Source organism: Bacillus pacificus (assembly GCF_020861345.1).
Lineage (GTDB): Bacteria > Bacillota > Bacilli > Bacillales > Bacillaceae_G > Bacillus_A > Bacillus_A pacificus.
This window is the reverse complement of the sequence record NZ_CP086328.1, coordinates 3193828-3207417: the sequence shown is the minus strand read 5'-3', so window position 1 is coordinate 3207417 and position 13590 is coordinate 3193828. Positions and strand designations below refer to the sequence as shown.

Genomic DNA, 13590 nt, shown 5'->3' with positions numbered 1-13590 from the left:
TATCTATTTTGTAATGAAGTAGATGTCCCTTCTTTATTTTTTGCATATGAGACAGAATTTTCGGTATAATCAAAAGTGGATAGTAGAAAAGCATGCTGACATTGCGCGTAGCAATATTGAACGCGCTAATTTGAATGATAGAGTTGAAGTGCGAACAGGATTAGCTTTAGATTCTTTACAACAAATAGAAAATGAGAAGTATGAACCATTTGATTTTATCTTTATAGACGCTGATAAACAAAATAACCCTGCTTATTTTGAATGGGCACTGAAACTATCACGCCCCGGTACTGTAATTATTGGGGATAACGTAGTACGTGAAGGAGAAGTGATTGACAATACGAGTAATGACCCTCGCGTACAAGGGATACGTCGCTTCTATGAGCTAATAGCTGCTGAGCCACGTGTAAGTGCTACAGCGCTTCAAACAGTCGGAAGTAAAGGGTACGATGGATTTATAATGGCAGTCGTAAAAGAATAACGAAAGGAGATAAATAGAATGAAAAAGATGTTTGAAAAGTTATAACATGTATCGTATACAACGCAGTTAGCTCGTGGACCTCCAACGTACTTCAAAATATAAGTTTATATTAAAAATTGGAGGTTAGGAATAGATGAGAACTGAAAAAGAAATGCTGGACTTAATTATAAATACAGCAAAAGAGGATGAAAGAATTCGAGCTGTCATCATGAATGGATCGCGTGTAAATCCAAATGTGAAAAGAGATTGTTTTCAAGACTACGATATTATATATGTTGTAAAAGATATACGCTCTTTTACGTCTAATCATAATTGGATTCATAGGTTTGGAGAAATAATGATTGTACAAATGCCAGAAGAAATGTTATTAGTTCCACCAGATGGAGACGGGAAGTTTCCGTATTTAATGCAGTTCATGGATGGAAATCGGATTGATTTAACATTAGTTCCGGTTGATTTAATAAAAAAGTTCGTTGGACAAGATAGCTTAAGTAAATTACTTCTCGATAAAGATAATTGTATGGAAGAATTCCCGCCAGCAAGCGATAAAGATTACTTAATAAAAAAGCCTACAGAAAAAGAGTTTTTAGGTTGCTGTAATGAATTTTGGTGGTGTAGTACGAATGTGGCAAAAGGATTATGGAGAGAAGAGCTTTCTTATGCAAAAGGAATGCTTGATGGTCCGGTGCGAGATATGTTCATCGTAATGCTAGAATGGCATATTGGTATGAAAACAGACTTTACAGTTAATGCAGGGAAGTTTGGAAAGCATTTTGAGCAATATTTCGAAGGAGATATGTGGGAGCAATTTAAAAAGACATTTTCTAATGCAGAATATGAAAACATATGGGAATCATTCTTTGTCATGGGTGATTTATTTAGGGAAGTGGCGAATGAAATTGCTAGCGCTTATGGATATCAGTACCCGCAAGGTGATGATGACAGAGTGACGAGTTATTTAAAACATGTGAAAGCTTTACCAAAAGATAGCACATCAATTTATTAACAATAGTAAGTAGTAAGACTGTCCAAATTACGGACAGTCTTATTTTTGTTTATGAATAAGAATTTCTCTAACAAAGTGTAGAGGAATCACATATGAAATTTTAGGGAGGTTTTTATTATGTATTATTTTTATTCGCCACAAATGTTTGCTCCATATCAATGGGGACTAGAACGAGATGTTCCGTATACCTATATGCCATATAACTTATTTTATTACGGAAATTATATAAGCACATTGCCATACACATATACCCCTCAAAGCTATGAAGTACAAATGAAAGCAGATGAACGTGGATCGTGGACACCATTTTCATGGGTCGAAAAATATGCGTACGCATTTTCAGGACCGTACAATAAAGCGGAAGTCGCACTTACATTTGATGATGGACCGGATTTAGAATTTACGCCGAAAATATTAGATAAGTTAAAACAACATAATGTAAAAGCGACTTTTTTCTTACTTGGTGAAAACGCAGAAAAGTTTCCGAATGTCGTAAAGCGTATTGCGAATGAAGGGCATGTAATTGGCAATCATACGTATAGTCATCCAAATTTAGCGAAAGTAAATGAGGTCGAGTACCGTAATCAAATTATAAAAACGGAAGAAATATTAAAACGTTTAGTCGGCTATGCTCCTAAATTTATACGCCCGCCGTATGGTGAAATACTTGAAAATCAATTGCATTGGGCAACTGAGCAAAACTTTATGATTGTACAGTGGAGTGTGGATACAGTTGATTGGAAAGGTGTAAGTGCTGATACGATTACAAATAATGTGTTAGGGAACTCATTTCCTGGTAGTATCATACTTCAACATTCAACTCCAGGTGGACGCCTGCAAGGATCTGTAGAGGCACTGGACCAAATCATTCCACAGTTAAAAACGAAAGGGGCACGTTTTGTAACGCTGCCAAGCATGTTCCAAACATCGAAAGAGCGAAAGTGAATGTGTTGTAAATTTGGAAAAAACAGGATTGTGTCGTATAATGAAGCTGTAGGTTAGGAGGGGATATAATTGATGTATGCACTAATAAACATAGGAATGAGTATTTTAATAGGTATTATATTTATACTTGCGGCAATTGTCCTTCAAAAAAATCCACCGAACGATATTAATGCGGCATATGGTTATCGTACGAAACAATCTATGAAAAATAAAGAATTATGGGATGCAGGTAATAGGTATAGTGCAGAAGTGATGAAGCAAAACGGATTCATTATGATGTTAATTGGAAGTGTGATTAGTATACTGTTTAGATATCCACATACAATGATAGCGATTATGGTGATTATGCTGTTATTAATCATTCGTTTATTTATACAAGTAGAGAGTAGATTGAAAATACTTGAACAATAATGAAAAACTAGGACTCCTTGCAGTACGATGCTAGGAGTCCTAGTTTATTTATAGACTATTATTTTCTAGTAAGTCTTTTCCTTGTTCAATAACAAATTCATAGTATGCAAAATCATATGGATAAATATCATCAAAAGTTATCGTTAGCGGTTTATTGCTCAAAACAGAAGTAGCGGTAAAAGATGAAATCTCTCTTTTTAATAGCTGTAGAAAAGAAGTTGCATGTATTTTCATCACATCGTCTACTTCTTGACCCGGTGCGAATGGAAGTGGGTTAATGACATTGTGGAAATACATATGACAAAACTCGCGATCTGTAAGATTTGAAATTTCATAATCTATTGTAAAGATGCCCTTATATGCTAAATCAGTCGTTTGAAAAGAAAGCCCTAATTCTTCTTCAATTTCACGAAGACCACCACTTTGTACATCTTCATCATGCATAATATGTCCAGCGGAAGTAATATCCCAAATGTTCGGAGCTTCTTTTTTATTTCTAGAGCGTAATTGGAAATATAAAAACATATCTTCCTCATCTTTTTCTACAAACCAACAATGAAATGTTTCGTGCCAATCACCGTCACGATGCACTTCATCACGTAATTTCTTCCCAAGTATATTTTTTTCAGTATCAAATATTGTTAACCACTCTGTCATTTAAATTCCCCTTTCTGCAAATTTTATTATACAATATTTGTAATGAATTTTGGGAAAATAAAGAAAAAAGGAGAGGGTGTTTAGCAGTTGAATGATTTTATAGACAGACATATATATTCGTTGTCATATATGATAAAGTGTGAGTGTGGAAAAAATTATTAAATTTAAAAACAGTAACTGAATTATTAGATGTTTCCGTTAAAACATTACAACGATGGGATGCACAAGGGAAAATACAAGTCGTTCGCACTCCTAGTGGTAGAAGACGTATTCCTGAAAGCGAAGTGCATCGCATATTAGGTGTAGAAAATATAAAAACAAATAAAAAATTAGCTATTTATGGTCGTGTTTCTTCAAACGAACAAAAACAAAAAGGAGATTTGGAACGTCAAATCTCCTTTTTGTTCAAGAAAAAATGGAAAAATTACATTTTTCTTCTATTGTAACCTGTTCGGATGTCGGTTCAGGTTTGAACGATAAACGAAAAGGTTTGTTAAAACTAATGGATTTGGCGAAAAAAGGAGAGATAACAGATGTAGCTATCCGTTATCGAGATCGATTAACACGTTTTGGCTATGGCTATTTAGAAGAATATTTTAAAAGCCACAATGTAACTATTCATGTATTAGATGAAAAAGAAAATACAAAAAGTATACAAGAAGAGTTAGCGGATGATTTAATTGGTATTATTACCAGTTTTTCAGGAAAATTATATGGACTACGAAGTAAAAAACATAAGGAGTTGCAAAAAACAGTAGAGGAGGAAATCATTCGTGTTCCAAACGTACAAAACAAAACTTCAGAACACGAATGTTCTGAGTAGTAAAGGTATAACAATCAACACTTATGAATACTATCAACAATTCGCAAAAGAATTTGGTCATATCGAACGCAAACTATTTGTGGATTTATATGTGCGTGGTCACAATGAAAACCAAACAAAAGTACGCTATTGTCGTTTATACGACCTTACTTCTCGTCAATATAATAGCATTAAGAGACAATTAGACGGACGTGTCAAAGCACGTAGAGAACTACAAAAATTATATATAAAAGAAACAACAGAAAAAATCATTCATTTACAGGGTGTAATCATAAAGAAAGTGGAACAAAAAGAAAAAGCACATGAAAAATTGCTACAAATGAATGGGAAAGAAAAGAATTTTACAAAAAAGGTAAGAAGTTATAGAAAACAAAAGCATACCATTCATCAAAAGAAAAGAAGATTATATCGTTTAGAACTAAAATTAAAGCGATTACAAGAAGATGAAAAAAATAAAAAAATTCGTATTTGTTTTGGTTCAAAAGAATGGTTTCATAAACAATTCCATTTAGAAGAAAACAAGTTAACCTTTAAAGAATGGAAACAAAAATGGCAAGAAAAACGTGCTGCTCAATTTACGTTTATTGGTTCGAGTGATGAAAAGAATGGCAATCAAACCTGTATGTATGACACCGACAATCATTTACGGATTCGTGTAGATAACCAAAATGAAACAACATATGGCACACATTTTACTGTTCCGAACGTTGTGTTCCCTTATGGTCAAGAACAATTAGACGTAGCAAAAATAGGTCGAGTGGGATATACAAAGGGAAAAGGAAATAAAGTAACGTACTATCGTGCCTTAACCTTTAAATTCATTCGAGAAGAAGACAATTGGTATTTGTGTGCGACTGTGGATGTTGATATGCCAGACATTCAAACCATAAAAGGGAATGGATGCATTGGAATTGATTGTAACGCAAACTTTTTATCGGTAACGGAAACAGACCGTTTCGGAAATCCAATTCATACATTCGATGTTCCATTTAAGGGATACAATGTTTCTTCGGAAGTTGCCGAACAAAGTTTAAGTGTAGCATTAAAACAAGTGGTCGAATACGCATTAGAAAAGAAAAAACCAATTGCTTATGAAGATTTAGATTTTAAAAAGAAAAAATTACAGCTTCGTGAAAGTAGTAAAAATGGAGCAAGACTATTAAGTGGTTTTTATTATAGTCGTTATAAAGAACTTTTACAGCATAAGTGTTTAAAAATAGGCGTAGAAGCAATACCTGTTAACCCTGCTTATACCAGTCAAATTGGTCATACAGTATTTATGAAACGGTATGGATTAAGTTCTCACGGAAGTGCGGCTTGTGTGATTGCAAGAAGAGGGATGGATTTGACATTTGAAAAAGTGCCGTATGCTTGTCCATTAGGGTATCCGAAAAAAATGAATCGTTCGATGGAACGAAAAAAACAATGGGCTTCGGCAACAAAACATTGGAAAAAACATACGTTCCAACAAAAAATATATGTATTATCTAAATTAGGATAGTTTTAAATTAAAACAAAAAAACGGTGGTGGCAATGCCATGGATAACCTGTAAGGAAGACTCCGTGCCCATGAAATCGTCGTGACAACAAAGTGCAGTAAAAAGTCGAGCTAACAGCTCCTACTGAGTCAGGGGTGACCTCTGATCCTATGAACTGGAACTTCGAAAGGAGGGAAAGGGCAATTGTGACGTCAAATATTCGGTAGACGTGGGTGAGATTCCCTGTGGCGAATCGTACAAGGCGCACCGTTTTGGCTTGTGCGTGACGAATGTATACATTTGTCTAGTTTTTTTCAAACGGTATAAGTGGGTATAGAGAGGACGGAAATAAAATCGATTATTTCAACAGAGGAAGAATTACGGAAAATATTGGGGCAACCAAGTGAGAGAGCGTTAAAGAAAGTTATACGAAAAGATTGTATTGAAAAATTTTATTGATATAGTTTTTTGTGGGATGTACGTGTTTTAGAATGGGATATTTATATGTGAACTGTTGATTTAAAAACTGGAGAAATAACAAAATAGGTAAATTGAGTGGCAGTTGCATAATGATATTGTGAAATATAATAAAAAAATTTCTTGAAAATAGTTAGTAAAAATAGGCTTGCTTTTTAAAAACTTCATAACTATAATAAATTAACAAATAGACATGAACGAAAAAGTAATGATAAGGACACGGAATCATTTTTACGGTTTACAGAGAGGGAAGTCAAGGGTGTGAGCTTCCTAGCACGAGAAATGATTTTACCACCTTTGAACTTCAATAGTGAACGAGTAATCTAGTAATTATTGACGGAATCAGCCGTTATCTGAACTTGAGCAATCTAGAGAGAAATACGTTTAGATTGGAACAAGGGTGGAACCACGAAAACACATTCGTCCCTTTCCTAGGGATGAGTGTGTTTTTTTATGGTTTTAGAGATTGAAAATTAAAAATAATTAAAAAATAGTATTGATTTTGTTTTTTATGCGAGTATAATGAGTTAACAAATAAACATGAACGAAAAGTAACGATAAGGACATGAAATCATTTTTACGGTTTACAGAGAGGGAAGTCAAGGGTGTGAGCTTCCTAACACGAGAAATGATTTTACCACCTTTGAACTTCAATAGTGAACGAGTAATCTAGTAATTATTGACGGAATCAGCCGTTATCTGAACTTGAGCAATCTAGAGAGAAATATGTCTAGATTGGAACAAGGGTGGAACCACGAAAACACATTCGTCCCTTTCCTAGGGATGAGTGTGTTTTTTTATTACTTTGAAAGGAGGTGCTGTAACATGAAACGATTTGTACGTACGGAAATAACCACCACCTGCATGATTGAAAAGCAGAGTAAGGTGATTGATAAAGATAAAAAATAAAATTGTAGGAGGAGATTAGAAGATGAATAATATTGTTAATGTAGGGGTGTTAGGATTAGGTACGGTCGGAAGTGGTGTTGTCCATATTTTGAAAGAACATTGTAAAAAAATTGCGCTTGATACAGGGTATGAAGTGAAAGTGAAGACAGTTGCTGTACGTGATTTAGAAAAAGAACGTGATGTTTGTATTGATGGAATCGTAGTAACAAGTCATGTCGATGAAGTTCTAAATGATTCAAATATTGATATTGTAGTAGAGGTAATGGGCGGAATTGAAGAAGCGAAGCAGCATATTGTTAAAGCTTTACGAAATAAGAAACATGTCGTAACAGCAAATAAAGATTTAATGGCTGTATATGGTGCAGAGCTTCTCCAGCTGGCGAACGATAATGATTGTGATTTATGTTATGAGGCAAGTGTAGCGGGCGGTATTCCGGTGTTAAGAGGGTTAACAGACGGATTAGCATCAGATCAAATTGAAAAAATAATGGGAATTGTAAATGGTACAACAAATTACATGTTAACAAAGATGAGTCAAAATGGATGGTCGTATGAAGAAGCTTTACAGGAAGCACAAAAATTAGGTTTCGCAGAATCAGATCCGACAGCGGATGTAGATGGGCTAGATGCGGCGAGAAAGGTAGCGATTCTTGCAAACTTAGGTTTTTCGATGAATGTTTCTTTAGATGATGTACAAGTAAGAGGGATTCGAAAAGTCGAAAAAGAAGATTTACAAATGGCTGAAAAGTTAGGGTTTACAATGAAATTAATTGGTAAAGCAGAGAAACAAGGATCAGCCATTCATTTAAGTGTAGAACCGACTCTTTTACCTAGTCATCATCCATTATCGAATGTAAATAATGAATTTAATGCAGTATATGTTCACGGTCAAGCAGTAGGGGAAGTAATGTTTTACGGACCTGGAGCTGGGAAGTTACCGACTGGTTCTGCTGTAGTAAGTGATATTATTTCAATCGTTAAAAATATGAATCAAGTTCAGAAAAATAAAAGTGCGTTAAAAGAACCAGAGCCGTACGAATTACAGGGAGATGAAGAAGTCGTTTCGAAATATTTCTTGCGTATTTCATTACGAGACGAACCAGGGATGTTGCAAAAAATAACAGAATGTTTCGTTAATTATTCCGTAAGTTTAAAAGAAGTGATTCAATTACCTTTAAATCGTGAACTTGCAGAAGTCGTTGTTGTAACACATCAAACTTCAAAATATCAATTCGAACGAGTTTTAGGAGCGATAGAAGATGTCGCAAGTGAAATAAACAGTTACTACATTATTGAGGAGGAAAAACAATATGTATAAAGGATTATTAAAACAGTATGCTTCTTATTTACCAGTAAATGAAAATACACCTGATGTGAGCTTAATGGAAGGGAATACACCGCTTATCCCGTTATTAAATATATCAAAACAATTAGGAATTCAGTTATACGGTAAGTATGAAGGAGCGAATCCTACAGGTTCTTTTAAAGATCGTGGTATGGTAATGGCAGTTGCGAAGGCGAAAGAAGAAGGTTCAGAGGCCATTATTTGTGCGTCAACAGGTAATACATCAGCATCGGCCGCAGCATACGCGGCACGTCTTGGAATGAAATGTATTATCGTAATCCCAGAAGGGAAAATTGCACATGGGAAATTAGCGCAAGCAGTTGCCTATGGTGCTGAAATTATTTCAATAGAAGGAAATTTTGATGATGCACTAAAGGCTGTAAGAAATATTGCTGCAGAAGAGCCAATCACATTAGTTAACTCGGTAAATCCTTATCGAATTGAAGGGCAAAAAACAGCAGCATTTGAAATTTGTGACCAATTGCAAAGTGCACCAGATGTTTTAGCGATTCCTGTTGGGAATGCCGGAAATATTACAGCGTATTGGAAGGGTTTCTGTGAATATGAGAAAGAAAAAGGATATAAGAAGCCAAGAATTCATGGATTTGAAGCGGAAGGAGCAGCTGCTATTGTAAAAGGGCATGTAATTGACGAGCCAGAAACAATTGCAACAGCGATACGCATCGGTAACCCAGCAAGTTGGTCATATGCAGTAGAGGCTGCTGAGCAGTCTCACGGTGAAATAGATATGGTATCAGATGAAGAAATTTTACATGCGTATAGATTATTAGCAAAATCGGAAGGGGTTTTCGCTGAGCCAGGATCGAATGCTTCATTAGCTGGCGTAATGAAACATGTTCAATCTGGAAAAATCAAAAAAGGAGAAACAGTTGTTGCAGTTTTAACTGGAAACGGCTTGAAAGATCCTGATATCGCAATTTCTTCTAATACATTAGATATTGCAAGTGTTTCAAATAATATAGAACAAATTAAAGAGCATATTAAAGGGGTGATTATGTCGTGATACCATTAAGTATTCGTGTTCCTGCTAGTACAGCGAATGTTGGACCTGGATTCGATTCAGTAGGAATAGCTTTGTCATTGTATTTGCATGTAGTAGTAAAAGAGAAATCTAATAAATGGCAAGTGATCCATTCTTTTGATGAGTCGATTCCGACAGACGATAAAAATTTAATCGTTAGTACGGCATGTAAAGTGAGTCCTTCTTTATCACCTTATATAATAGAAGTTACTAGTAATATCCCATTAACAAGAGGACTAGGAAGTAGTGCATCAGCAATTGTAGCTGGGATAGAGCTTGCGAATCAACTAGGTAACTTGAACTTAACGACTGATCAAAAAGTTCAAATTGCTACAAATTTTGAAGGTCATCCTGATAATGTTGCTGCTTCTATATTAGGAGGAACGGTAATCGGAGCACTTGATGGAAAGAATGTTTCGGTTGTAAGAATTGAAAGTAAGGAATTAGGCGTTATTTCTCTTATTCCAAATGAAGAGCTAAATACAGATGAAAGTCGATCTGTATTACCAGATGTATTCCCGTTTCATGAAGCTGTTAAGGCTAGTGCAATAAGTAATGTATTAGTAGCTGCTTTATGTCAAAAGAAATGGGAAGTTGTAGGCGAAATGATGGAAAGGGATCATTTTCACGAGCCATATCGTTTAGAGCTAGTACCGTTATTACCATCTATTCGTAAATGTGCAAAAGAATTCGGTGCATACGGTACAGCGCTTAGCGGTGCAGGACCATCTATTTTTATATTAACGCCTTATGAGAAACGTCAAGAAATTGCTGAGCAATTAGCGAGAGTATTTACGTCTATGAAAGTGTGTGAGCTAGAAATCGATCATAGAGGGATTACTGTAAATAAAGAAGAACATATAGAACTATAAAAAAGCTAGCATTGCTAGCTTTTTTTGTTGTAAATAGCTTTTCAGTTGGCATATAAAAGAAAAGTAATCATGTATAATTTAGTAAAGTGTGTATTCATTTGGAGGTGATCCTATGAAGCAAGAGTCACCAGAAGAAAAAAGAGAACGTATAAGGCAAAGTGAATTGAAAAATAATCCTACAGGTTCTTTAAAGGATGGATTAAACAGAGCTGAAACAGGTAGTCCAGTTGATATGGCAGGTGGTATGAATTGGAAAGGTACAGCGCTAGTAATTTTAGTGCTAGCTTTAGGCTATATTATATACACTTATTTCTTTAGTTAAGAAATAAGTGTTACAACTTAGAATGATTTGCCTGTATTCCGCGTTAATGGACAGTAAAACTCCCATCTCAAAATTCAGTTGGAGCAAAGAAGTTAGGTGGGAGATGAACTGTCCGTAAACGTCCGATTGGTGAGGGCTAATCATCAGTGGGGGATGAACAAAACCCCCACTGATTAAAGTTTCACTTTATTTTTAATACGCAAATAGAGCTAGTTTATGCTAGTTCTATTTTTTTGCCACATTCCTGTAACAAAGCCCCTGTATATTCGGTGGTGGAGGTGCAGAAGATGAAAAAAATGATAGCGATATGTCTTCTTACAACGATGTCATTTTCGACTTTAGTCGGGTGTGATGTAAAAGATAGCAATACTGTTCAAGAGTCTAAAATAAAGAAAGCAACGTATAAAGAATTTACTTATGATGTCAATCCAGAGACTTTCACGTTAACTGTAGAACATGATGGCGTAAAGGAACTGGCATCACAGCCTTTGCCGAAAATGAAGGTGTCGAATGTAAAAAAAGATAAGGATCGTACATCTTGGGAATATCCAGATCAAAAAGTAAAAGTGAATCTAGAGAAGAAAAAAGATCACTTAAATATTGAAGTGGAATCGACTGGTGCAGAAAGCTTTACTTGGCCGAAAGTACAAGCTGAAAATTATACACTTCCGTTATGGGAAGGGAAACAAATTCCGAGTAATGATGAAAATTGGAAGAAGTTTTTAAAGGATGATGCCTATTCATTTGCTGAATCATTTTCTATGAAGTTTTTCGCGTTAAATGGTTCGAAATATTCGATTGTATATATTTCGAACAATATGTTTAATAATGAATTGAAATTTCATTCGGATCCGAAAATAGGATTTGATTTTATACATGAATTTCCGCGTATAAATAAAAATAAAACATATGGATTTCAAGTATATGTGACAAATAATGATGCAGTAAGTATTGCTAAACTGTATAAAGACAATATCGCTCGAAAAGGCGAATTTAAAACATTAAAAGAAAAGGCTAGAAAAAATAAAGAGATAGAAAAGCTTTACGGTGCAGCTCATTTTTATTTTTGGAATCAAAATGGCTTATCAGAAAGTAATGTAAATTGGCTAAAGCTAAGAGAGAAAATAAATAGCCCTGTGTTTAGCCATATAAAAGAGCTTATTCAAAAATATAGTTCAGAGCCTGGAGAATTAAATGTATTCGATCAAGTAAGTAAACAAGATTTCATTGATAAGTATCAAAAAAATGTTATTTTGCGTTATATAAATGAAGTATTATCAATGAAGGAATTATATAAAGAGGATATTTTCCAAAGAGTGGATCAGAAGGCTAGTGAGTTATTAAACAAAGGTGTGGATCATTTATCAAAGATGGAGTTATATAACTTAAATAAGCATGTATTAAAGTCAGCGCTCGATGATGCAGTTGAAGAAGTAAGTAAATGGGGTAAGGCAGATGGAACGGATATTATAAAGGAAATGAAAGCTGCAGGAATAGATAATGCATGGATTGGGTTACCGAACTGGGAACAAGGGTATATGCAGCCTGATTTCGTGACAGAAGCTAAGAAAATGGGGTATTTAGTTGGTCCGTATGATTCTTACCATTCTATTCACGAAAAAGCTGATAAAAATTGGAATACAGCTTCTTTTACTGATCCATCGTTATATGAAGAGGCAACTGTGACGAAGAAAAATGGAGAAAAGGTACAAGGATTTTTAGGTAGAGGGCGAAAATTAAATCCAACTTTATCTCTTCCTAGTGTAAAAGAGAGAATGAACGATATATTACAAAATGGACCTAAATATAATTCATGGTTTATTGATTGTGATGCGACAGGTGAAATTTATGATGACTATTCGGCCAAACATATAACAACACAAGAACAAGATTTAAAAGCAAGGTTGCAACGAATGGATTATATTGCGCAAGAAAAAGGTATGGTAGTTGGTTCAGAAGGCGGAAATGACTTTGCAAGTAGCACGATTGCATTTGCTCATGGTATTGAAACGCCTGTAATTAAATGGGACGATGAAGATATGAGGAAAAACAAAACAAGTCCGTATTATGTAGGCGGATATTGGTCACCGAATCAAAATGTTCCAGAAAAATATGCAAAACAAGTACCGTTAAAAGAAGAGTATAAACAAGTGTATTTAAATCCTGTATATTCAGTACCGTTATATAAATTAGTATACAATGATTCTGTAATTACAACGCATCACTGGGAATGGGGAAGCTTGAAAGTAAAAGATGAGGTCGGAAACCGTATGCTATACGAATTATTGTATAACGTTCCTCCATTGTACCATTTAGATGAAGTAGAGTGGAATAAGCATAAACAAGAAATTACGCAGCACCTGAAAGTTTGGAATGAAGTTCATGAAAAGGCAGTAAAAGAAGAAATGACGGACTTTGCATATTTGTCAGAAGATAAATTAGTACAATTAGCTTCGTATGGAAAAAATATTGAAATTATTGTGAATTTCTCAAATGAAGAGATAGAAATACAAAAGACGAAAATAAAAGCAAAATCAGCTTTCATTAATAATCATGGGAAGAAAACAATGTATACACCGTTGGAGAAAAAATAATATGAAATGTACATTACTATATTCATACGGATTGTATTACTAATTTTGTTCTTTATTCTTGCTGCCCATTAAAGTCCGATTGGTGAGGGCTAATAATCAGTGGGGGGATGAAGAAAACCCCCACTGATTAAAGTTTCACTTTATGGGGGAATTGAACGATTCGAAATGAATGAATTTATAAATCGGTAATTTTGGAAAATGCGAAATGTTAAATATTTGAAGCCGAAA

At 34.8% G+C, this 13590-nt stretch carries 10 protein-coding genes, 3 pseudogenes and 2 other annotated features; of the genes and pseudogenes, 12 read left to right on the top strand and 1 reads right to left on the bottom strand.

From position 1 onward, the window contains the following. Window positions 1-85: 85 nt before the first annotated feature. From LMD38_RS16785 to LMD38_RS16770, 4 genes and pseudogenes are all read left to right on the top strand, one after another. Window positions 86-481 (top strand): annotated as a pseudogene (locus tag LMD38_RS16785) (O-methyltransferase); the annotation flags it as partial. Between the two features lie 133 nt (window positions 482-614). Then, window positions 615-1487 carry an aminoglycoside 6-adenylyltransferase gene (locus LMD38_RS16780; RefSeq protein WP_016717235.1) on the top strand — a complete coding sequence of 291 codons (873 nt, stop codon included), beginning with the start codon at window positions 615-617 and terminating at the stop codon, window positions 1485-1487. Window positions 1488-1604: 117 nt separating this feature from the next. After that, the gene (locus LMD38_RS16775) at window positions 1605-2432 is read left to right on the top strand and encodes a peptidoglycan-N-acetylglucosamine deacetylase (RefSeq protein WP_000291219.1); all 828 of its coding nucleotides are present in this window, start codon (window positions 1605-1607) and stop codon (window positions 2430-2432) included. Between the two features lie 72 nt (window positions 2433-2504). Next, window positions 2505-2843 carry an SdpI family protein gene (locus tag LMD38_RS16770; protein WP_016717236.1) on the top strand — a complete coding sequence of 113 codons (339 nt, stop codon included), beginning with the start codon at window positions 2505-2507 and terminating at the stop codon, window positions 2841-2843. A 48-nt stretch (window positions 2844-2891) separates the two neighbouring features. On the opposite strand, the gene LMD38_RS16765 is transcribed toward LMD38_RS16770, so the two are convergent. Further along, window positions 2892-3500 carry an NUDIX hydrolase gene (locus tag LMD38_RS16765; protein WP_062821933.1) on the bottom strand — a complete coding sequence of 203 codons (609 nt, stop codon included), beginning with the start codon at window positions 3498-3500 and terminating at the stop codon, window positions 2892-2894. A gap of 143 nt (window positions 3501-3643) precedes the next feature. Between LMD38_RS16765 and LMD38_RS16760 the strand changes: the two are divergent. The 8 genes and pseudogenes from LMD38_RS16760 (at window position 3644) to LMD38_RS16725 (ending at window position 13362) form a co-directional block, all read left to right on the top strand. Beyond that, window positions 3644-4323 (top strand): annotated as a pseudogene (locus LMD38_RS16760) (IS607 family transposase). After that, window positions 4274-5824 (top strand): IS200/IS605 family accessory protein TnpB-related protein, encoded by a 1551-nt coding sequence (locus tag LMD38_RS16755; RefSeq protein WP_062821932.1) that lies wholly within the window; start codon window positions 4274-4276, stop codon window positions 5822-5824. Before LMD38_RS16760 ends, LMD38_RS16755 begins: the two are co-directional and overlap by 50 nt. A 304-nt stretch (window positions 5825-6128) precedes the next feature. Beyond that, a pseudogene (locus LMD38_RS16750) lies at window positions 6129-6230 on the top strand (pyridoxamine 5'-phosphate oxidase family protein); the annotation flags it as partial. A gap of 247 nt (window positions 6231-6477) precedes the next feature. Beyond that, window positions 6478-6709 (top strand) — a binding site (T-box leader). A gap of 114 nt (window positions 6710-6823) precedes the next feature. Continuing rightward, window positions 6824-7055 (top strand) — a binding site (T-box leader). A 154-nt stretch (window positions 7056-7209) separates the two neighbouring features. Further along, entirely contained in the window at window positions 7210-8505 is a 1296-nt protein-coding gene (locus LMD38_RS16745) for a homoserine dehydrogenase (protein ID WP_062821931.1), read from the top strand. Next, entirely contained in the window at window positions 8498-9556 is a 1059-nt protein-coding gene (gene thrC, locus LMD38_RS16740) for a threonine synthase (protein WP_000276440.1), read from the top strand. The genes LMD38_RS16745 and thrC overlap by 8 nt, the downstream gene beginning before the upstream one ends. Then, window positions 9553-10446: a homoserine kinase gene (thrB, locus tag LMD38_RS16735; RefSeq protein ID WP_062821930.1), complete on the top strand. Its 894-nt coding sequence runs from the start codon at window positions 9553-9555 to the stop codon at window positions 10444-10446. The genes thrC and thrB overlap by 4 nt, the downstream gene beginning before the upstream one ends. A gap of 112 nt (window positions 10447-10558) precedes the next feature. Continuing rightward, a complete protein-coding gene (locus LMD38_RS16730) occupies window positions 10559-10768 on the top strand; it encodes a DUF6366 family protein (protein WP_000808278.1) in 210 nt (69 codons plus the stop codon). A 287-nt stretch (window positions 10769-11055) separates the two neighbouring features. Beyond that, a complete protein-coding gene (locus tag LMD38_RS16725) occupies window positions 11056-13362 on the top strand; it encodes a glycoside hydrolase (RefSeq protein WP_062821929.1) in 2307 nt (768 codons plus the stop codon). Window positions 13363-13590 lie beyond the last annotated feature (228 nt).